This window comes from Vibrio sp. MEBiC08052 (assembly GCF_001506075.1).
In the GTDB taxonomy this organism is placed as follows: domain Bacteria; phylum Pseudomonadota; class Gammaproteobacteria; order Enterobacterales; family Vibrionaceae; genus Vibrio.
On sequence record NZ_KQ947475.1, the window covers coordinates 49,940 to 71,069 of the forward strand.

The 21,130-nt window shown below is 45.9% G+C and carries 16 protein-coding genes and 1 pseudogene; 9 read left to right on the top strand and 8 right to left on the bottom strand.

Annotated elements, in window-relative coordinates; all coding sequences use genetic code 11:
* The first annotated feature begins 106 nt into the window (after positions 1-106).
* Both recQ and VRK_RS00205 read left to right on the top strand, forming a co-directional pair.
* Positions 107-1,945: an ATP-dependent DNA helicase RecQ gene (gene recQ / locus VRK_RS00200; protein ID WP_059119558.1), complete on the top strand. Its 1,839-nt coding sequence runs from the start codon at positions 107-109 to the stop codon at positions 1,943-1,945.
* A complete protein-coding gene (locus VRK_RS00205) occupies positions 1,938-2,240 on the top strand; it encodes a DUF3630 family protein (RefSeq protein WP_059119559.1) in 303 nt (100 codons plus the stop codon). The genes recQ and VRK_RS00205 overlap by 8 nt, the downstream gene beginning before the upstream one ends.
* Before the next feature lie 52 nt (positions 2,241-2,292).
* Here VRK_RS00205 and VRK_RS00210 read toward each other — a convergent pair whose 3' ends face one another.
* Positions 2,293-3,381: a hypothetical protein gene (locus VRK_RS00210; RefSeq protein WP_059119560.1), complete on the bottom strand. Its 1,089-nt coding sequence runs from the start codon at positions 3,379-3,381 to the stop codon at positions 2,293-2,295.
* A 559-nt stretch (positions 3,382-3,940) separates the two neighbouring features.
* Here VRK_RS00210 and VRK_RS00215 point away from each other — a divergent pair.
* Entirely contained in the window at positions 3,941-5,098 is a 1,158-nt protein-coding gene (locus VRK_RS00215; protein ID WP_157371817.1) for a hypothetical protein, read from the top strand.
* Positions 5,099-5,280: 182 nt separating this feature from the next.
* On the opposite strand, the gene VRK_RS00220 is transcribed toward VRK_RS00215, so the two are convergent.
* On the bottom strand, positions 5,281-6,597 hold the full coding sequence (locus VRK_RS00220) for a PTS sugar transporter subunit IIC (protein WP_059119562.1): 1,317 nt from the start codon (positions 6,595-6,597) through the stop codon (positions 5,281-5,283).
* Between the two features lie 400 nt (positions 6,598-6,997).
* On the opposite strand from VRK_RS00220, the gene VRK_RS00225 reads away from it, so the two are divergent.
* The 6 genes from VRK_RS00225 to VRK_RS00250 all read left to right on the top strand — a co-directional run bounded on the left by VRK_RS00225 (position 6,998) and on the right by VRK_RS00250 (position 12,341).
* Positions 6,998-7,312 (top strand): PTS sugar transporter subunit IIB, encoded by a 315-nt coding sequence (locus VRK_RS00225; RefSeq protein ID WP_059119563.1) that lies wholly within the window; start codon positions 6,998-7,000, stop codon positions 7,310-7,312.
* 25 nt (positions 7,313-7,337) lie between these two features.
* Positions 7,338-8,666: a PTS sugar transporter subunit IIC gene (locus VRK_RS00230; protein WP_059119564.1), complete on the top strand. Its 1,329-nt coding sequence runs from the start codon at positions 7,338-7,340 to the stop codon at positions 8,664-8,666.
* A 69-nt stretch (positions 8,667-8,735) separates the two neighbouring features.
* The gene (locus VRK_RS00235) at positions 8,736-10,121 is read left to right on the top strand and encodes a glycoside hydrolase family 1 protein (RefSeq protein ID WP_059119565.1); all 1,386 of its coding nucleotides are present in this window, start codon (positions 8,736-8,738) and stop codon (positions 10,119-10,121) included.
* Positions 10,122-10,158: 37 nt separating this feature from the next.
* Complete coding sequence (locus VRK_RS00240) at positions 10,159-10,467, top strand: PTS lactose/cellobiose transporter subunit IIA (protein WP_059119566.1); 309 nt, start codon at positions 10,159-10,161, stop codon at positions 10,465-10,467.
* 178 nt (positions 10,468-10,645) lie between these two features.
* Entirely contained in the window at positions 10,646-11,605 is a 960-nt protein-coding gene (locus VRK_RS00245; RefSeq protein ID WP_059119567.1) for a LacI family DNA-binding transcriptional regulator, read from the top strand.
* A gap of 247 nt (positions 11,606-11,852) precedes the next feature.
* Complete coding sequence (locus tag VRK_RS00250) at positions 11,853-12,341, top strand: hypothetical protein (RefSeq protein ID WP_059119568.1); 489 nt, start codon at positions 11,853-11,855, stop codon at positions 12,339-12,341.
* 98 nt (positions 12,342-12,439) lie between these two features.
* On the opposite strand, the pseudogene VRK_RS20525 reads toward VRK_RS00250, so the two are convergent.
* From VRK_RS20525 to VRK_RS00275, 6 genes and pseudogenes are all read right to left on the bottom strand, one after another.
* Positions 12,440-12,856: pseudogene (locus VRK_RS20525) on the bottom strand (DDE-type integrase/transposase/recombinase); the annotation flags it as partial.
* Between the two features lie 145 nt (positions 12,857-13,001).
* Positions 13,002-13,748, bottom strand: a complete 747-nt coding sequence (locus VRK_RS00255; protein ID WP_059119569.1) for a M48 family metallopeptidase — start codon at positions 13,746-13,748, stop codon at positions 13,002-13,004.
* Complete coding sequence (locus VRK_RS00260) at positions 13,748-16,996, bottom strand: type I restriction endonuclease subunit R (protein WP_059119570.1); 3,249 nt, start codon at positions 16,994-16,996, stop codon at positions 13,748-13,750. Before VRK_RS00260 ends, VRK_RS00255 begins: the two co-directional genes overlap by 1 nt.
* A complete protein-coding gene (locus VRK_RS00265; RefSeq protein ID WP_059119571.1) occupies positions 16,993-18,234 on the bottom strand; it encodes a restriction endonuclease subunit S in 1,242 nt (413 codons plus the stop codon). Before VRK_RS00265 ends, VRK_RS00260 begins: the two co-directional genes overlap by 4 nt.
* Entirely contained in the window at positions 18,231-19,076 is an 846-nt protein-coding gene (gene dinD, locus VRK_RS00270) for a DNA damage-inducible protein D (RefSeq protein ID WP_059119572.1), read from the bottom strand. The genes VRK_RS00265 and dinD overlap by 4 nt, the downstream gene beginning before the upstream one ends.
* A 109-nt stretch (positions 19,077-19,185) precedes the next feature.
* Complete coding sequence (locus VRK_RS00275; protein WP_331456292.1) at positions 19,186-20,820, bottom strand: type I restriction-modification system subunit M; 1,635 nt, start codon at positions 20,818-20,820, stop codon at positions 19,186-19,188.
* Positions 20,821-21,130 lie beyond the last annotated feature (310 nt).

Sequence of the window (21,130 nt, forward strand, 5' to 3'; positions counted from 1 at the left end):
CGCGAGAAGAGTCGTATAATTTATGGTTTTATTCCGTATCTAACCCCACTACAATAGCCGCTGTGTATGACCATTCTTCTGCGAAACCCATCATATCGAGTATTTCATGACCGCTGCATTGATTGCCGAACAAGACGACCACGCTTCAACCAGTCCAGAATCTGTGCTGCATACCATCTTCGGTTATCAGACGTTTCGGCTGGGTCAAAAGGATGTGATTGATGCGGTACTTGCCGGGCAGGATAGTCTGGTCATTATGCCGACCGGGGGCGGAAAATCATTGTGTTACCAAATTCCGGCGATCATGTTTGATGGTATTACGCTGGTGATTTCTCCGTTGATCTCACTGATGAAGGATCAGGTGGATCAATTGGTTGCCAACGGGGTTGCTGCGGCCTGTATTAATTCGAGTATGAGTAAAGAGGCGCTGATCGAGACTTATCAGCGGATGAATGCCGGCACGTTGAAGTTGGTGTATGTCTCACCGGAACGGGTATTAATGGCCGATTTTATCGAACGGCTACGCCAGATTCAGGTTGCGATGATTGCGGTGGATGAAGCACATTGTATTTCCCAGTGGGGACACGATTTCCGTCCGGAATATGCTGCGTTGGGGCAATTGAAACAGGCTTTTCCTCAAGTGCCGGTTATCGCTCTGACGGCAACTGCCGATGAATCGACACGGCAGGATATCCAAAACCGGCTGCATTTAAATACCCCTCATATCTATCTTGGTAGTTTTGACCGGCCGAATATCCGTTACGCGCTGCTGGAAAAACATAAACCGGTTTCTCAAGTCATTCGCTTTTTAGGCACCCAGCAAGGCCAATGCGGCATTATTTATTGCGGCAGCCGGAAAAAGGTTGAAATGGTGACTGAAAAGTTGTGTCAGAGCCATTTTCGGGCTGCGGGATACCATGCCGGCATGGATGTCGATGAACGAAATTATGTTCAGGAAGCATTTCAGCGCGATGATGTCCAGATTGTCGTCGCGACCGTAGCGTTCGGCATGGGGATCAATAAGTCGAATGTCCGCTTTGTCATGCACTTTGATATCCCTCGCAATATCGAATCTTATTATCAGGAAACCGGCCGCGCGGGGCGAGATGGCTTACCGGCAGAAGCGGTGATGCTCTATGATCCGGCTGACATGAGCTGGTTACGTCGTATTTTGGATGAAAAAGTCGATGGTCCGCAAAAACAAGTTGAAAGTCATAAGCTTAATGCCATGAGTGCTTTTGCCGAGGCGCAAACTTGCCGTCGTCAGGTGCTGCTCAATTATTTCGGTGAATATCGTGAGAAGCCTTGTGGCAACTGTGATATTTGTCTGGATCCCCCCAAGATGTTCGATGCGACCAAAGAAGCTCAGAAAGCCCTGTCTTGCGTTTATCGGGTGAAGCAAAATTTCGGAATTGGCTACGTGGTGGAAGTGCTGCGTGGGATGCAGAATATACGGATTCGTGAAAATAGCCATGATCAGTTAAGTACCTACGGCATTGGCCGGGAACACAGCCATGACTATTGGGTCAGTATTTTCCGTCAGTTGATTCATAAAGGGTTGTTACAACAGAATATTACCCGGAATTCAACCTTGCAGTTGACTGAAGAAGCACGGCCGTTGCTGCGGGGAGAAGTTGCTCTGGAACTGGCGGTCCCACGTTTGGATACAGCAGTGAAAGCATCCAAAGCGGAGAAGTTGAGCAGCAAAACCTATGATCGGCAGTTGTTTGCCAAACTACGCAAACTCAGAAAATCAATTGCGGATGAAGAAGAGATTCCACCTTATGTAGTGTTCAGTGATGCAACGTTGATCGATATGGCCGATATTTTACCGACATCGTATGGTGAGATGTTGGCGGTGAGTGGTGTCGGACAAAGAAAACTGGAAAAATATGCCGATCCGTTTTTGGATTTGATTCAGGAGCATTTGACTTATCATGGCTGAGTTTTCCCTGCGTGAGTATTTGATGGATTCCGGTGTGATCGTACTGGAGACACAAAACTTTGATTTCGATTCATTTCCTCGTCTAGGTGCCCGATTGATTGAATTGCTGCCCGCGTCGATTATCGAGAAACAGTGTGATGCCGATATCCACACTTGGTTGATTGATTTTGAAGGGACACGACTTTTTCTAAAAGCGGAACACTATGCCGGTGCCTTATGGCTTGAAACTCTGAATCCAACAGAGGATCGGGAAATCACCGATTTTCTTGCCCGTATGTTGACCAAAGGGCTGTAAATCTCATTCATTCCACGATCCGCTATCAATTCACAATTTATCCCAATTTAATTCACAGGGCACCATCGGTTTCGTAGCTATTATCCTGCGGATTTTTGGTATCGCCCCCCGAAACTTGTTGTAAGTGATCGGTGGTCGTCATCCAGCGTCGGACTTGTGCGTTGCTTGCCGAGGCAGAGATACCCGGTAGATTATTATCTATCACGGCAGGTATCGGATAAATAATCGACCAGAGATATAACCAGATTGCAGCATTATGTTTTTCAGACTGCTGTGTTTGATTGAAGAATTGAGTCTGTTGTTCTATAAAAGCGACTGAGTTATGCAACGCCCGATTCTCATCTCCGATAAATGGTGTCGATGTGACTGCTGAAGTCCGATAAGAGTCGATGGCGATACCTCTGAATTTCAGACGGCTGACCGCTTCCCGGGCTGCTTCACCGACCCAGCGGCCATTCAAATAATCTTTACTGTAGTTGGAGTAGAACGCATCCAGCAGTGATATGCGTTGCGGCACCAGATTGTTGGCAATCTGACCCCGGTCAGCCAGCGTTGCCAGCCGGTCGGCAAGCCGGAGGGCGACCTGATTGCCTAAACTGTGTCCGGCAAGGCGAATATCATTGCCCCGATATCCTTGCATGGCACTGATATATTGTTGTAGCAGTATATCGGTGACATTTTGTGTCGGGCCGGTATGGTAGTTGCCGCGACTGTCACGCCAGCGCATTTTTTTAGGTCCATTGGCTGACCAGATTTTCGCTTCAGCATCTTTGACCTCGGATTCATCCGCAAACTGATCCCAATACAACATGGCAACATTGTAACCTTCGGCACGCCAGAGGTTGGCGAAATCGATATCAGGCGTTCCCCCGCCATTCTCCCAGTAGACCGTCCGGTTTTGTTCGATGGTATGGTTGGATTGCCAGCCGTGAATCAGAATCAGTGTCGGTCTGGATGGGTCATAATAGGTGCTGCCATTACGTGTATTTTGACCACCTTTCTGATATTGGTCATTAGCGCCAAACCAGTACAACCCATAACTTAGTTGGTCAAAATCTTGTCTCGGAAAGACACCCGTTTTAGCAATAGCACTGAAAGACAGACATACACTAGCGAAGTAGATGAAATATTTTTTAATCATGATTTATCCATAGGTCTAAGAATTAAGTAACTTGAGCAAGTGCTCAAATGGATAAAAACGGCTTTATGTTCAAGTGTCTATAAAAATCATGTCTACTTTCTATACAATATGTCTGTTTTCCATACTGACTCACATTTATCAATTCTATTGCATATAGTTATAACGATAACAACCACTTGATGATTTATTTTGCATCCCTCTTCATCTATTCGAATCCATAATGTCCCAGCATTCTGCTGAGATAAAAAAGTGACATTCATAACAATATTGGAAACCGGTTTCCAATATTTGCCCTCAATCTGAAAAATCGTGCTGGACACCACAATCTATTGTTGTTTATGGAATTAGACTGGCTTTGAACAATAACTGAGCTCTCGAAAAAATGCTGTGATTCTTGACATGAGGTCGTTGGTTATGGCTGTTTCCATATTTTGAAACGTTGCCGAATCTATCGATGATGGTGAGAACTGAGCGTGATGAACCTTTGGTTTCAACGGGTCATGGTTTCAATTTCGGGAGGATGGTCTGAAACGGTAGATAAAATAAAGACGAGAAAACTATGGATAGGAAAAAACAGATGGGACTGAAGATACTCCCAGTGATGCTGGCAGCCTGCTGGTCAGTCAGTTCAGTTGCTGCCGCAGTGGATAAAGCAGCGCTGGACACCCAAATCCAACAACTCGAACAATTGCATCAGCAATATCAGAGTGAACTGCAAAAGCTGAAACAAGAAAGAATGGATTACGAAGAGTCGATGGACAGTGACTCGATTGCCTCTCTGAAAGCGATGATGGACCGGGTACATATTTTTGGTTTCTTCAGAGCAAAATACGATCACGATGATCGTGAGCCGATTGGTTCCGGTGCCAATAACAAGCATTTCTATATGGATTTAGAAGGCAAGATGAAAGTCTCGGAAGACTGGAGTGCGAACTTCCAGATTGAGACCCGTAAAGGCTATACCGTCACGCAATCATGGCGTAAAGGGGATAACGGCAGTAGTGATCAGGATGGGACATTACAGCGGATTTGGGTTGAAGGACGCCCCGGTGGTGTTGGTGTGACATTGGGAACGAAATGGTGGGGCTACGGATTTCAGGCGGTTCCGTTTGGTCATGCGGCAGACGGGGTTCAGCTTGATTATGATGTCTTGCCGGGATGGAATGCCAAAGCATTTTGGCTGAGACCGAGACAGGGTGATTTGGTGACAATGCCGAATAGTTCTGATATTTCGATTGCCGGTGCGAACCTGACAGGTAGTTTGACCGATGATTTGCAGACCAGTCTGACCTTTGCGACCAACGACAACAAAAATGACGATCAGAAAATGGATCGGATGGGAGCATTTGAACTGCAATACCGTCTGACGGATGACATTCTACTTCGCGGTGCGTTTGCGATGACGAATGCTGAACATCATAACACCAGCCAAGAGTATCGGATCGACTATAAAGATACTGACTTAGCACAAGTGGGGTCATACGGGCTGTATTTCCGCTATATCGATTTTAGAAGATATGGGGACTATTCCCATGATGATGAATGGGGTTCATTACCCAGTGATGCCAAAGGCGGCATTCTTGGGGTGAAATACGTGTTATTTAAAAATGTTGTCTGGGAAAACTTCTACTCTGTTCAGGAACGGTTCCGTTCCGGCGGTAGTGACGCGGGTGCCTATCGACATCTATTCCGTACTCAGATTGATTTCCATTTCTAAGGAGGGCACAAAATCGGTTGTTTTGTTTTTGTTCAATAAATGAAAGCTGTTGCACCACAACAGCGCCATAAATAGAAGTTAATAAGAAAAAAGCATGTCATCAGAAAGCCGGCGGTTCAGGGGGAGAACCGTCGGTCTTTCTCACTCAGGTCACTGTCGGTGATACCGGGTCATTGGATGAACTAATGCTTTGGGGCTGCCATTTGTTCTTGCTGCGCGAGGATAATTTTTTCGTGTGCACGAAAAAAGGGTAGATATAAACAATAGGCATTAAAGATCGCAAACAACACCATTAATACGTTGACGATACTGCCATTTGCGGCCCATGTGGCACCGAGTGGCGCGGGAACGGTCCAGGGAAGCATCATGACGATGCGGTCCATGACCCCGATTGAAGTCAGATACCAGGCGATGGTGGCATTCAAGATCGGGACAAAAATGAACGGGAGAATAAATACCGGATTCATGATGATCGGAAAGCCGAACAAAATCGGCTCGTTAATATTAAAAATAGCAGGTAATAAGGCGACTTTACCGACCGACTTCATATGGTTGGAACGGCTCTTCAATGCAAGATATACCAGTGGTAATGTTGAACCAACCCCACCAATCAGGAGGAAAAAATCCCAGAATGAAGCGGTATAAATATGGGGTGGAATTTGAACTCCAGTTTCAATTGCTGCCTGATTGGCGAGTAGATTGGTCATCCAGAAAGGATTCATGATACTGGTGATAATGATCGAACCGTGGATTCCGACGAACCACAAGAGCTGACAAACCAGTATCGAAATAATTACCGCTGCCAGACTGTCGGAGGCGAGAATGAGTGGCTTGAACAGTGTTTCAATCAGATGGGGGAAATGAACACCGGCATAGTGCTTTAGAATGATATTAAATAACGATAATGTCAGGAAGACGACAAAGATCGGAATGAGCAATTTAAACCCTTGTGCGGTAATCAGTGGCACGTCATCAGGCATATGGATATACCAGCCTTTTTTGATAAACAGGTTGATGATTTCAACGGCATAGATACCGGCAACGAGCGCCGTAAAAATTCCGCCGCCACCCAAATAGTAGAGTTCTTGGGTACTGAGTGTTGAAAAACCGGACAGCATCAGAAAAGAGAGGCACCCCGTTAATCCGGATAAGCGTTCCGGCAGACGGTACTGTTTTGCCAGACTGGCGGAGACACCAAATGAGACAATCAAAGCAACCAGCCCCAGCGTGATTTGGTACATGGGGAGAATCACAGGTTGTAAGCTGCGACTGAACGATTCCCACCACAACGCAATTGATGAAGCTTCTCCCATCGATAGAGTGGCGGTGAGCGGAAAAATCAGCGGTACAAAAATACAACCGATAAAGACAAAAGGCATTGAGATCTGGAAACCGTCACGTAACGCAATCAGGTGAGGGCTTTGGCTTAACTTCCTTGCATACGGTGAAAAGTAATGATCAAGTGTGTCCGCGAACAGTCTGGTAACGGAATGATTCATGGCGATCCTTGTCCTTGATGAATGGTTTTGGAAACCGATTTTCCAACCTGCTATTCTTCCATAAACGGCTATTGATAAATAAAGATTAGATCACACCTTCATACGGTGATATCGCTTCTTATTTCGGCAAAATCAGTGCCTTTCTCTCAATCTGCATAACCATGAATCGATGAATTTGTTTGATGGATCATAGAATCATACTCGCTTGTGACTGTTTTAATGATCCGATTCACATTCCCACGGATTACACTTGGAAACCGGTTTCCAAGTGTAATCCGTGGGCGCATACTCTTAATGTCTAAACAGATAATCGCCTAAACAAATCAATAAGTGTCTAAACGAATCAATGCTTAAGCGAAAGCATCGTTGAAGCAAAAGTATCGAAACAGGAGTATCGGTTATGAAAAAGATCATGCTGTGTTGCTCTGCTGGAATGTCAACCTCGTTGCTGGTGAAGAAAATGGAAGCCGTAGCAAAAGAGCGTGGCATTGATGTAGAGATAAAGGCATATGGTACCTCGGAGTTCAGTGATCAGGTTGGCAACTATCAAGTGGTTTTGCTGGGCCCTCAGGTCAAGTACATGCAACAAGACCTACAAAAGAAAGCCGACAAATACGGTATCAGAGTCGAGCCTATCAATATGATGGATTATGGGATGCAAAATGGAGATAAAGTGCTTGATTTTGCAATAGAACTGATAGGCGAGTGCGTTTGAGCAAAACCAAGAACAGGACATCAAAATGAGTACTCTATACGACCATGTGGTCAATGCAATCGAACAAAAACTAACACCACTAGCAGTCAAAGTTGGTCAGCAGAAATATCTCACCTCGATCAGGGACGGTTTTATTGCGGCACTGCCGTTCATGATTGTCGGATCATTTATGCTAGTGTTTATCTTTCCACCTTTTCCCGCGGATGCAACATGGGGTTTTGCCCGGGTATGGCTGGACTTTTCCTCCGAATATCGCGAGCAACTCATGTTACCCTTCAACCTGAGCATGGGGATCATGACTGTATTTATATCGGTCGGGATTGGCTCCAGTCTGGCCAAGCATCATGAGCTTGATCCGATGACGACCGGCCTGTTGGCATTAATGGCATTCCTGCTGGTTTCCGCGCCATTAAAAGATGGCTCGATATCGATGCAGTACCTGTCAGGACAGGGGATCTTTACTGCAATCCTGACTGCGATTTATGCGACCGAAGTGTACGCCTTTCTGAAACGTCACCATGTGACGATTAAACTTCCGCCGGAAGTTCCAACCGGGGTTTCGCGCTCGTTTGAAATCCTCATCCCTGTTTTGTTCATCATTTTGACGTTGTACCCATTCAACTTATTGATTGAAGCACAAACCGGCATGATTTTACCTCAAGCGATTATGACATTACTCCAACCGTTAGTGTCTGCTTCTGACTCATTAGCCGCAGTATTACTTGCCGTCTTTATTTGTCAGTTGCTCTGGTTTGCAGGGATCCATGGTGCGTTAATCGTGACAGGGATTATGAACCCATTCTGGATGACTAACTTGTCTGAAAACCAGGTCGCGATGGCCGCAGGTGAAGCACTGCCTCATATTTTCCTACAAGGTTTCTGGGATCACTACTTGCTGATCGGTGGGGTGGGATCAACCTTACCACTCGCATTTTTACTGCTGAGATCAAAAGCGGTTCATTTGAGAACGATTGGGAAAATGGGCATTGTTCCCGGCTTTTTTAACATCAATGAACCTATTTTGTTCGGGGCACCGATCATCATGAACCCGGTATTTTTCCTGCCATTCATACTGGTTCCGATGATTAATGCTGTGTTTGCGTGGTTTGCTGTTGACTTCGGTCTCGTTGCAAAAGTGGTATCGCTGACACCATGGACAACACCGGGCCCAATCGGGGCGTCATGGGCCGCCAACTGGGCAGTTAGTCCGGTGATTCTTTCTCTACTGTGTATGTGTTCTGCTGCGCTGATGTATCTGCCATTCCTTAAAGCTTATGAGAAACAGCTATTAGACAAAGAAGCGACTGAAGCGAAGAAGAAAGAAGCCGAGCATCCACAAGGCGTTACTGTTTAATCGCTGGGTGAAACAAGATAAGAGATAGATAGTGCGGGCAGAGATACTGCCCGCTGATGGAGAACGAATATGAAGTATCAATTCCCGCAGCATTTCTATTGGGGAAGTGCAGCCTCAGCCACGCAGACGGAAGGGGCGGCCTTTTCTGGCGGAAAAGGGGAAAATATCTGGGATCACTGGTACAAATCTGAACCGAATCGCTTTCATCAAGGTGTTTCTGCGACAGATGCGTCAACGTTTTATGAGCATTTCCGTTCAGATATTCAATTGATGAAAGATATCAATCATAACAGTTTCCGGACCTCAATATCATGGGCTCGTCTGATCCCTGAGGGAACTGGCGACGTCAATCCTGAAGCAGTTGATTTTTATAATCAAGTGATCGACACACTGATAGAGCAAGGGATCGAGCCGTTTATCTGTCTGTTCCATTTCGATATGCCGATGAAGATGCAGGCTCTGGGTGGCTTTGAGAATCGTCGCGTGTTAGAGGCATATGCCAATTACGCAGAAACCTGTTTTCGCCTGTTCGGTGATCGGGTCAAGCACTGGTTTACGTTTAACGAACCGATTGTGCCGGTTGAAGGTGGCTACTTGTACGATTTCCATTATCCGAATGTATTGGATTTTCGTCGTGCAGCGACCGTGGCATATCATACCGTATTGGCTCATGCGATGGCCGTGAGCAAGTATCGCGAACTGAAGCTGAACGGGCAGATCGGGATTGTGCTCAACCTGACGCCGTCCTATCCGCGTTCACAACATCAGGCGGATCTCGAAGCCGCCAATATTTGTGATCTGATGTTTAACCGGAGCTTCCTCGATCCGGCGATCCGGGGAGAATATCCACAGCAACTCGTTGCCTTACTCAAGCAGTATGGACAACTGCCTGATATCCATGACGGAGATCGTGAGCTGATTGCCAAAGGTAAAATCGACCTATTGGGGATTAACTACTATCAGCCAAGGCGAGTAAAGGCCCGTTTGAGTGCTGTAAATCCGAATGCGCCTTTTGTCCCGGAATGGTTTTTTGAGCCTTATGAAATGCCCGGCCGGAAAATGAACCCACATCGGGGTTGGGAGATTTATGAAAAAGGCATTTATGACATCCTGACGAATCTACGGCAACACTACGGCAATATTCCTTGCTATATCTCAGAAAACGGCATGGGTGTCGAAGGTGAGGAAAAATTCCTCAAAGATGGACAGATTCAAGACGACTATCGCATTGACTTCATTCGTGAACACCTGAAATGGATACATCGTGCCATCGAAGAAGGGTCTGCGTGTTTCGGGTATCACCTCTGGACCTTTATTGATAATTGGTCTTGGTGCAACGCGTATAAGAATCGCTATGGTTTCTACCGACTCGAGCTGGCTACGCAGCAACGCAGCGTGAAAAAAAGCGGTGAATGGTTCGCTCAGGTGTCTGAAGCAAATGGTTTTGATGATTGAAGTGCCGTAGCAAAATCGCGGTGAATAGGAGTCGAGAATGGATTTAGAAGAACAAGTTATGGGAATTATTGTCAATGCCGGACAGTCCCGGAGTCTCTGTTATGAAGCACTGCGCAGTGCTAAAAACGGAGATTTTGAACAGGCAGATATGTTGTTACATCAGGCGAGTGAGTTTGCCAGTCTTGCGCATCGCGTGCAGACGCAACTGATTGAAGCGGATGAAGGAGAAGGGAAAACACCGATGACGCTGATTATGGTTCATGCGCAGGACCATTTGATGACATCGATGCTTGCCAAGGAACTGGTGGTTGAATTGATCGACGTATATCGACGGATTGCACAGTGAATGATTGGCCTTGATTCGAGTAGTACGTTCAATCCGGTGATTAAATCACCGGATTGTTCGCGTTAATATTGTGCAGTCCTCTTGTTAAATCTGTCTTCAAAGGTAAAATGAAAACAGACGGGAACCGTTTTCCATTCTCGATGTTCCCTTTGATTGACCTTGGTTAAATAGGATTGTCATGGTTACTATCACTGATGTCTCTCGGTTGGCAAATGTCTCAAAAGCGACGGTTTCTCGCGTGATGAGTGGCAGCCGGGGAGTGAAACAAGAAAGCCGCGAAGCCGTGCTCAGAGCGGTGGAAGAGCTCAACTATCGCCCCAATATTATGGCGCAGAGCCTTGCAACCCAAAAATCTGACTACATCGGTGTCGTTTTGACGAGCTCGGATACGGGTCAGGTGTCCACTTTTCTGCCATTGCTGTGCAGTGCACTAAAGCAAAGAGATAAGCGGATGTTGGTCAGTTTTGCCGACACACCGGACGAATATCACCGAGTGATGGAGTCATGGGGGCATGGACAGTGTGATGCCATTATCACCTTCGGTGGTGATATTCCGGCTTCTGCTCTCGACAAGACGATTGCGGTTGATAGTTATGTGCATGACAACTGCCGCTCTATCAGTTACGACTACCGTTTTGCCTGTGAGAGTGCTTGTCGCTATCTTTCCAGTCAGGGGCACGCATCAGTCGCGATTTTGCTCGATGGTCAGAACTATGCGTCTCAGCAAGTGCTTGAGGGTTACAAAATCGCCATGCAGAATATGTCGATTCCGATCAACCGGCAACTGATTGTCAGCGCCGATGAAAGTGCGGAGCTGGCGATGCTGAATCTTTTGAACAGTTATTCGTCCTTCACGTCACTGATAGTGATGAAAGACAGCCATGCCGCAGTCGCGATGAAACTGCTTCAGGATTTTAATCTGTCTACCCCACAAGATGTGTCGATTCTGTCACTGGAAGATTCGTCACTGGCCAAGCAGTTAACCCCGGCGCTGACGTGTATCAGTTATCCGTCTGAGCGATTGGTTGCTGCACTGATGAAAGAGCTCGATAACTTTCTCGAGCGCCATCCGTCAGAGAATAAATCAAGTATTCAGGGCAATCTGGTTGTGCGAGATTCAGTGGTTAATCGCAATTGATGAAGCTTATGGACGCTGATTTAATTTTTATTTCTATCAATAATAGTAGGGTTTTTCTAGACTAGTCTACATAAATTAGAACTATCTAATTGACTTCACAAGATAAAATCAATAAATGTAAATGCCTGTTTTCATATTGTGATGCCTTTTCATTTTGATCATCTCTGACATTACCCATGAATAAATCCAATTGCCCAAGTCAAAGTGATTATCTGATGGGCAAACTGAATAATGAATGTAAAAACTGATGAATGTGACTTTGATAGAGAGTAAGGTTCAATCTTACCAAGCCGTAACCCCTACAATCGTTCGTATCGAGCTGGTGGATTCCCAGACGGTGATTCTGAGACTGTCAGAATCATGGGTATTGAATCAAGGCGACTCGGTCGCGATTGCTGGATTTCAGGATCCGCAAAGCAATATGTTTATTGGTTATGGTTATATCAATCTGTCACAACATGTTCAATCAATCACGCGCAGTAACGGATTGTCTTTTCTCGTCTTTGGTGCACTGCTGAGTGTCATCACATTGGGCATCATTGCTTTTATCTTTTCTGGAAGTGGCGTTACTCCTTTTTATAATCTCTTGCTCATTTTTCCTCTCTTGATTGTATTCCTGTTTTCCGGCTTCTTTATTTGGATTGGCATCAAAGCCAAGCAAAAAGAGCGGGCTGTGAAAAAAGTGCTGGATCAAGTGAAAATAGACGTATTGGTCGATGCGGCTACGCTTGGTTAGTGACCTCCTCTCTGAAAACTCTAATTATGGGTGCCATTGTTCAAAGGGGGGACAATTTCTTAAAAGCCCGATCCCCAGCACCAGCCAAACTGTAGTGGTCAACTAAAACCGGACACTCGGTTAGGCCGATTTTCGGCGATTGCAGGCGGAACCCCATCATTATGTTGATGCGGTCTTTGCCAGTTGTAATAGTCCATAAGGTAATAACTGATATCTCTCTTTGCTTCCCAATACGACAAGTACCCCATTTCAGGCACCCATTCCGATTTTAAGCTGCGGAACAACCGTTCCATTGGCGCATTATCCCAACAAACTCCTCGACGGCTCATACTTTGCTGGATTTGATATCGCCATAGTCGTTGTCTGAACTTGCAGCTTGCATATTGGCTGCCTTGGTCAGAATGGAACATAACTCCACTGGGGCAACCTCGTTGTTGATAAGCCTGCTCTAAAGATTTAACAACCAGGTCTGCATCAGGTCTGCCCGACAACACCCGCCCACGTATGTATTGTGTTAAAGGTAGTATTTTGGACGACTAACGAGGCGATGAATTCTGTGTGGGCTTGTCGCTTTGCAGTGAACTGCCAGTAAACATAAGAGTTGGGCGAGATTTAAAGTCCAGCACAGACAAGACCGCTAGAGTACTGGCGGTGTACTGACTATATCAGTGCCATTTCCAGTTTATGTTTGCGTTTCACCCAATCTGGTAAAGAGCGTTCGAGTAAGCGATAAAACTCTGGGCCGTGGTTGTGGTGCTCAAGGTGACACAGTTCATGAATGATCACATACTCGATACACTCTTTCGGTGCCTTAATTAGGTCCCGGTTTAAAGTCAGTGTTCCGCTTTTAGATAGGCTGCCCCAGCGCTTTTTGAGTTGCATAATTTTAATGGTTGGCTTGTTGGTATCTGAATGTTTGAGTTTCTTCCAACAATCCGAAAATACTCTATTTAAATGAAAATCGGCTTTTTCTCGATACCAGTTACTGAGTAGAGACTCAACATGGTCAGGTTTACCACAAGTAGACGTCACCCAAAAAAAGCCAGCTTTCAGCGCCACACCGTTGTCAGTACCTACTTCAATTTTTAGTCGATACTTTTTGCCTAGATACAAATGGCTTTCACCACTCACGTATTTGCGAGAAGGGGTTCTTGGGTCAAACTGGTCAAAGTAGCGAATTTGACGTTTGATCCACCGAGCACGTTTTTTAACCTTGGCTTCAATCGCGTCGCGACCGGTGCCTTCAGGGGCTTTAACAAAAACAGATTGATCAGGGTGAACCGATATTTCCAGCGACTTGCGTTTAGAAAAAGTCAGCTGGAAGGGGATTTCTCCCCCTCCATACACAACGACTAGCTTTTCAGCGCTTGCCGGAAGCGTCTCGGCTTGCTTGATGATTGACAACATCAATAGTGCCTCCGGTGTTTCGCAACCTGCATCGTTTTCTCAATGATTTCGTCCATTTGCTCTAAACTCAGCGTCACACCGTACTGTTCTTTGACTTCATCATAAAGAAAATCGTCAATATCATTCATCGCCGTTTTTTGAACGTCGGCATCGTCCCAAAAATCGACCTTCCAATGAGCATCAATGATTTTTTGTATCGCCAATGATGTTTGTGCGGCAATCGCATCTAGCTGAACATCGTCTAACTCGTTGAGTGTTGCCACTTGCTGGAACTGCGGTTTAATCAAGCCAAAGTAGGCACACGCTTCGTCGTTTTCACGAATGCAATCAGGCATATCATCATGCTGTTTAGTGGCAACCTTGTTACGAATATCAATCACTCGGTTGAGATATTCTAAGTCTGATATGCGCTTAGCTTTAAAGTCATCAATAGCGGCTTGGATCAACTTAGAAAATTTCTCATAAAACGCAGGATCTTCGTCCATATTCTCCGAAATACTACGCTTTGTGGCATGGGCGATGGTGTCCGCTTTTGACGCCGTGGTTTTGGTTTGATAAACCCCTTGCTCTTCTTTCACGGCGGTAAACATTTTTTCATCAAACATATTCACCGGCTCGTTAAGCTGAGTCACCTCATTGGCCTGAATATGTGTATCCAGCAGTTTTTTAATTTTCGGCTCGTAGTCGCGATAATCAATGGCCTCGGCGTAACGCAACTTAACCGCCGCCTTTAAGTTCTGAAAACGTTTTAAATCGTTTTTATAGGTTTGTAGCTTCTTCTCATCAGAGTTCATAATGAACTGCTCAGACGATAAAGCGATTGCCAGAGATTTACTGTACACCGATAAGCATTCATAAAACTCTTCACGCAATTCGTCATCCGCCAGTAACACCTCATAGGCTTCTTCGTCTTTTGAGTTTTTAACGGCTTTAAACAGATCCCATAAATCAGAGTAGCGTTGTGGCAGTTTAAACACTTCTTCGTTGATTGACGTCAACGTGCCCGCTAAGTCATCTTCGTCAAACCCTTCAAAGGCTTCATACATGGTTAGGGCTTTATCCAGCTCGCCCAATACACTGGCATAGTCGATGATATAGCCAAACTCTTTGCCTTCGTACAGGCGGTTAACCCGAGCAATAGCCTGTAGTAGCGTGTGCTCTCGCAGGGTTCGACATAGGTACAGCACGGTGTTGCGCGGTGCATCAAAACCGGTTAATAGCTTATCCACCACAATGAGTATTTCAGGGTCATCACCGTATTTAAACTGGTTGATGATTTGTTTGGTGTACTCTTCTTCAGAGCCAAAGCGCTTCATCATTTTGTCCCAGAATTTACCTACTTCGTCGGTTGGTCCTTCGTCCACTTCATCGTGGCCTTCACGGGTATCGGGGCCAGAAATCACTACCTCTGTGGTGACGGTGCCAATTTCATGCAGAAATTGCTGGTACTTTAATGCAGCCTGTTTGCCTGGGGCGACCAGCTGAGCCTTTAAGCCGGTGCCTTGCCAGTTAGCACGAAAATGCTCGCTGATATCAAAGGCGCGCATATATATCACTTGATCAGCTTTGTTTAGCATTTCAGCGCGGGCGTATTTCTTTTTCAGGTCGGCCTTTTGCTCTTTGCTTAAATCAGCGGTGTGGCGCTCAAACCATAGGTCGATAGCCGACTGATTCTGTTCCATCTCAACATGTCGGCCTTCGTACAGTAGTGGCAATACGGCTTCGTCGGCAACCGCTTGTTTAATGGTGTAGTGCGGCTCAATCAGGCCACCAAATTTGGCAAAGTTATTCTTTTCTTTTTTCAGCAGCGGTGTACCGGTAAAGCCAAGAAAGCACGCATTCGGCAACATTTGGCGCATTCTGGCCGCCAACGAACCAAAGTTGGTACGGTGGCTTTCATCGACCAGTACAAATATATCGTGCGACTCATCGACAAACTTCTCAGCAATCCAGCCTTTATCAAATCTGTGAATCAGCGTGGTGATCAACCCCACTTTGTTCTTTAGGTGTTTTACCAAGTTTCGGCCAGAAGTTGCAGATTCACGGCTTAAACCGCAGGCTGTAAAGGTGTTAGCAAGCTGCTTATCGAGATCAATCCTATCGGTAACTAAAATAATCCTTGGATTGATCAATTGTGAATCAAGCGCCATGGTGCGGGTGAGCATCACCATGGTGAGCGATTTACCCGAGCCTTGGGTATGCCAAATAACACCACCTTGGCGCTTATCTTTAGCGCTTTTTCTTTTGATGCGGGCGATGGTCGCTTTAATCACAAAATATTGTTGATAGCGCGCCACTTTCTTAATGCCACCATCAAACAGGGTAAAGCGATACACCAAATCTAATAAACGCTCCGGGCGGCACAGGCTGTGAATGGCATTGTCTTGCTCTGTCACCAAGCGTTTGCCTTCAGCCTCTAGCGCATCAAAAAACGGCCGTGCGGCGGCAAATTTGCCACTAAATAACAGCGTTTTAGTGTCTTCGTCTAAGGTGGTATTCACGCCTTTATCGACATCGGCAGGCTTATCTTCCTGCTCCTTCCACACGCCCCAGAACTTCTTAGGCGTACCTGCTGTGGCATATTGGGCGGCGTTTTTATTCACCGCCAATACTTGCTGCACATAGGTAAACAGGCGCGGAATATAGTCATCGCCCTGGTTGCGAATATTTTGCGATATGGCTTGTTCTACATCCACTTTTGGTGATTTGCATTCAATCACACTAAACGGAATACCATTGACGAACAACACAATATCCGGGCGTATAGTTTCCGTGCTGCGCGCCCGCTCGACAGAGAACTCCGCTACTACATGAAAGCTGTTATTGCTTGGGTTTTTCCAATCAATGTAATTGAGGGTAAAACTTTTTGAGTCCCCCTCAATGGTTTGCTCCATGGCTGAGCCTAAGGTGATTAAATCGTAAATCGACTCATTGGTTTTTTGCAGGCCATCAAACTTGATATTTTTCAGCTTTTGGATCGCGGTTTGGATGTTCTCCTCGCTAAACAGATACTCGCCACCTTTATAGTTAATGCGGTTGATCTTTTTTAGCTGCTGGCGAAGTATCCCTTCCAAAATTACATTGGCACTGCGCCCACCCCGTTCAGCCAATGCTTGCTCTGGAGTAAGGTATTCGTAACCCAAATTAATTAGCTGTTGCAGGGCAGGAATTTGCGACAAGTACTTTTCGTTAAACTCAAAGCCCGAAGGCTCCGAATTGACATCGTAGTTTACCGGAGGTGTGCTCATGCGATAGCCTCCCGAAGTTCTCCCTCAGCGACAGACTGGGTACTGCTAACTTGCCAAGCACCCGTGAGCAGTTTTTGCATCAGGCCGCGTTTTTGGATGCGGTATTTTTCAGCTAATAGCTTTAATCCATCTATCTCTTTCTCCGCCAGAGATAATATATTTGCTATATCGTTTTGTTCCTCTAAATTTGGCAAGCCTATCAGTGAGTTCGAAAGCCACTCCATGTCGAGATTTCTTCTTACAATACTGGCACCCTGTATTGAAGAGTCCAAAAGTATTTTTGTCATGTAATGGCTTCTAATGAAGAACCTTAAGTAGTCTCTATTGTAAGGTCCTTCATTTAATTTAAACGTTTTGTATGCGGGGGAAACTATTCCTGTGTCCCTTATAGTTTGAAAGTCGATAGCTCCCATCCAGAAATTAAGCCCACTCATAACCAGCGTATATTTATCGACAATTAAATATTTACTCTTATCTTTGCTTGCAACCTCTTTGTTAAAGTATTCGCTCTGGCTGACAATACCGTCTTTTGTGACTGATAGAACTTCGTAGTCAGCACATGATGTGTTTACTTTCTTAAACAATGAGAAAATAGAGCCAAATGCCGTTGGAATGCTTTTTCCTGTGAACCCAAACGATTTCTTTCTCTTTGATAGTAAGTTTGTGCACAACCACTCAAACTGCTTTTCCTTAGCCGCAATTAACGCCTCCGTTTTTTCGATGGCGTTGTCCCATTCAGACAAAATCCTAGAAATCTTCCTCTGCTCATCTATTAGTGGTAGCGGCACAAGCTCTTTTTTAAGATTTTTACCACTAATTACAGGAACAGCTCCGCTGTTACAAAATCGACCAAGATCTTGAAACTCAAACCAGTAATAGAGGTACTCAAAATAGCACTTCTCCTCATCGGTAACAGTTATCACTATGACGTTGTCGTCTGTTACACAATCTTCGGTGAGGAGGAGTTTATTATTTAATTTTAAGGCAGCTCCTACCCTAGGAAAAACAATACTGTTTGCGGGAAATGGAGTAGCCTTAATTTTTTCTAGAACATCATCATCTACATAGTTTTTAGTTCTATAGACATACTTTTTGTTACCCAAAGAGTTTAAGTCTGCAACTTTCACATACATCCATTTACCTTCAGCATTACCTTGGTAGGAGCGGCTAAATGTATATCCCTGCTTGATTGTCACTAAAGAACCGAGAGGAGACTCTGAGACTGGAGCTTTACTCATTGATCACCCTCCAACTTTTTCTGCGCACGCGCCAACTGGGGAATGCCTTTTTCGGGCGTTGGCAAATCCTCTGGCATGGTGCCCCCCAGTTCTTCAATGGTGGCACGCACTTTGGCACCCACTTCAAAATGGGTTTGGTTGGCATGGGCTTTATTACTGACTTGATCGCGCTTTAGCTTCTCTTCTGTTTGCGTGGCACGGAACAGGTTGGCGGCCAGTTCGGTACTACCCATATGGTCGAGGATTTTCTGGCTCTTTTTTAAGCCTTTGTGTTGGTGAATGGCTTTGTTGTCTAACCCGCCATACAAGCCTTTATAGCCATGGTTTTGGAAAATGGCGTAGTCCAAGCCAGACTCAACCCCCGCACCACGGGCCGCCGCAGCCAGTTGCTTGTTGTGGTCGGCTAATTCATTGCGCAGCATTAAGCGTTTTTGGTCTTCATTTAGTTGCTGAAAACCAGTGTCATCCTGTAGCTCTTGGCGACGAGTCTGAATGGCAAAATAGGTCTGGCCATTGGCGATTATAGGCTTACGGACATCGCCGTTTTGCACAATGAGGTAACAGGCATAGCGTGACAAGGCAAACGAGTCCATTTTGCGCTGGGCACCTGAGCCAATTTCGACCATCTCGTGGATCTCCACGAAATGGTCGGCCACCGCTTGGCCGCTGTTTTCACAGGCTTTTTTGGCTTTCTCGATAACCGGCAAAAAGTTACGGAACTCGGCATAGTCCAATACCTTCGCCAACTGGCGTGCCAGCCAAACTTCGCCGCCTTGTTCATTAATCACGCGAATGCTTTCAAAGCTGGTGTGTTCTGGTTGGGTAAGCTGCTTGTCACTCATCGCATACCTCCTACCATTTTCGTGACGTCACGTAATTGGTTAGCTGTGTCGTACTCAGGCTCAGATACCATTTTGTTGGCGTCAACAAATTGGTTGTTGTTTGTCATACTCACTCAGCCACCTCCGTTGTGTTGCTTTGCGCCTCGTTAGGCACGATATCCTTTAACAGCGCTGCCATTTTGCTGCGAACGTCGGCGAGTTCGGTTTCAAGGGTGGTAATTTCCGCCTGTACCGCCACAATATCTACTTCAATTTCTTCTTCGAAGGTATCGACGTAGCGCGGGATATTCAGGTTAAAGTCGTTCTCTTTGATCTCGTCAAAGGTGGCTAAATGGGCGTATTTTTCTACCTCTTCACGGGCTGTTACCGCCGCAACAATTTTGTCTAAGTGCTCATCCAGTAGGATGTTTTGGTTTTTACCAGGTTGGTAATGGTCTTTACCGCTGGCATCGACAAACAGCACGTCTTTGCGGTTTTCATTGGCACCGCCTTTTTCACGCGAGCGGTCAAATATCAGAATTGCCACAGGAATGCCGGTGCTTGGGAATAAGTTACCAGGTAAACCAATCACGGCATCCAGTAGGTTTTCTTCAATCAGTTGTTGGCGAATACGGCCTTCTGCCGCGCCTCTAAACAGCACGCCATGAGGCACCACTACGGCAATGCGGCCTTCTTTTTCAACGGCGGCTTCAACCATGTGGCTGATAAAGGCAAAGTCGGCTTTTGACTTAGGTGGTAGCCCACGCCAGTAGCGGTTGTATCTGTCTGCTTCAACGTCTTCTGACCCCCATTTGTCGAGTGAAAACGGTGGGTTGGCAACCACGTTATCAAACTTCATCAGTCGGTCGTTTTCGACCAAGGCTGGTGAGGTAAGGGTGTTACACCATTCAATGCGAGCAGAGTCTGAACCGTGCAAGAACATATTCATACGTGCAAGCGCCCAAGTGCTGCCGTTGACTTCCATGCCATAGAGTGAGTAATTGCGATCGCCCACTTGACGTGCGGCTTCAATCAATAGCCCGGCTGAGCCACAGGCAGGGTCACAAATACGCGCCCCTGACTTTGGCGCAGACAGTCGCGCGACCAGCTCAGAGACTTTATGGGGAGTGTAGAATTCACCTGCTTTTTTACCTGCATCGGAGCCAAAGCGCTCAATAAGGTAGATGTAGGTGTTACCAATCACATCTTCAGACACGCGCGACGGGCTCATGTCGAGAGCGGGCTTGTTGAAATCGTCCAGCAAGGTTTTTAGGCGGCGGTTACGGTCTTTGGTTTTACCCAAGTTGGCTTCGCTGTTGAAATCGATATTACGGAACACGCCTTCTAACTTGGCTTTGTTCGCGGTTTCAATATGCTCTAAAACAATGTTGATCAGCTCGCCAATGTTTGGTTCGTTTTTACGCTCTAACAATGAATAGTAGTTGGCCAAAAAGGTGTCGGTAACGACGGTTTTCTTCTCTTTGGTCGCTGGGTCTACAACTTCTTCTGTAAGTTCTACCATTGGCAGTACAAAGCGCTCGCGCTCAAGCTTACGTATGATACGGACGTCGTCGTCACCGTACTGTTTTTTATATTCTTCGTAGTGGTCATTCCATACATCGGAGATGTATTTTACGAACAGCATTACTAGGATGTAGTCTTTGTATTGCGCCGGGTCTACCGCGCCACGGAAAGTATCGCATGCAGCCCATGCTGCATTGTTGATGTCTTTTTGTTGAATTTTATCGCTCATGCTTTTGTTCATGCTGTTATTCATAAACGGCCCTCAAATTTGGTCAGTGTTTATAAAGCGGGGCCGGCTTTATACCGATAGCGCCCCGCTAGCTGTAAGTTAAAAGGTTAGGAATCGAGTACGGCTGATTGAGTCCATGTAATCGACCGCCCAAATGGAGGGTAAATCGATGTATTGTCTTTTACGGTGTACCGTGCAATGACTTCACCTTGCTCGTTTAGCTCTTCACATTCATAGGCATCAGTGTCTTGGCCTTTTCGTTGCGACCACTGACTACTTACGATGTTGAGGGTATGCGATTCAGGTAACCCTATTTTCTTTT

Excerpts from the sequence above, each read along its gene's own strand:
- recQ (WP_059119558.1), top strand. The coding sequence starts at position 107 with ATGACCGCTGCATTGATTGCCGAACAAGACGACCACGCTTCAACCAGT.
- VRK_RS00205 (WP_059119559.1), top strand. The coding sequence starts at position 1,938 with ATGGCTGAGTTTTCCCTGCGTGAGTATTTGATGGATTCCGGTGTGATC.
- VRK_RS00210 (WP_059119560.1), bottom strand. The coding sequence starts at position 3,381 with ATGATTAAAAAATATTTCATCTACTTCGCTAGTGTATGTCTGTCTTTC.
- VRK_RS00215 (WP_157371817.1), top strand. The coding sequence starts at position 3,941 with ATGGATAGGAAAAAACAGATGGGACTGAAGATACTCCCAGTGATGCTG.
- VRK_RS00220 (WP_059119562.1), bottom strand. The coding sequence starts at position 6,597 with ATGAATCATTCCGTTACCAGACTGTTCGCGGACACACTTGATCATTAC.
- VRK_RS00225 (WP_059119563.1), top strand. The coding sequence starts at position 6,998 with ATGAAAAAGATCATGCTGTGTTGCTCTGCTGGAATGTCAACCTCGTTG.
- VRK_RS00230 (WP_059119564.1), top strand. The coding sequence starts at position 7,338 with ATGAGTACTCTATACGACCATGTGGTCAATGCAATCGAACAAAAACTA.
- VRK_RS00235 (WP_059119565.1), top strand. The coding sequence starts at position 8,736 with ATGAAGTATCAATTCCCGCAGCATTTCTATTGGGGAAGTGCAGCCTCA.
- VRK_RS00240 (WP_059119566.1), top strand. The coding sequence starts at position 10,159 with ATGGATTTAGAAGAACAAGTTATGGGAATTATTGTCAATGCCGGACAG.
- VRK_RS00245 (WP_059119567.1), top strand. The coding sequence starts at position 10,646 with ATGGTTACTATCACTGATGTCTCTCGGTTGGCAAATGTCTCAAAAGCG.
- VRK_RS00250 (WP_059119568.1), top strand. The coding sequence starts at position 11,853 with ATGAATGTGACTTTGATAGAGAGTAAGGTTCAATCTTACCAAGCCGTA.
- VRK_RS00255 (WP_059119569.1), bottom strand. The coding sequence starts at position 13,748 with ATGTTGTCAATCATCAAGCAAGCCGAGACGCTTCCGGCAAGCGCTGAA.
- VRK_RS00260 (WP_059119570.1), bottom strand. The coding sequence starts at position 16,996 with ATGAGCACACCTCCGGTAAACTACGATGTCAATTCGGAGCCTTCGGGC.
- VRK_RS00265 (WP_059119571.1), bottom strand. The coding sequence starts at position 18,234 with ATGAGTAAAGCTCCAGTCTCAGAGTCTCCTCTCGGTTCTTTAGTGACA.
- dinD (WP_059119572.1), bottom strand. The coding sequence starts at position 19,076 with ATGAGTGACAAGCAGCTTACCCAACCAGAACACACCAGCTTTGAAAGC.
- VRK_RS00275 (WP_331456292.1), bottom strand. The coding sequence starts at position 20,820 with ATGAACAAAAGCATGAGCGATAAAATTCAACAAAAAGACATCAACAAT.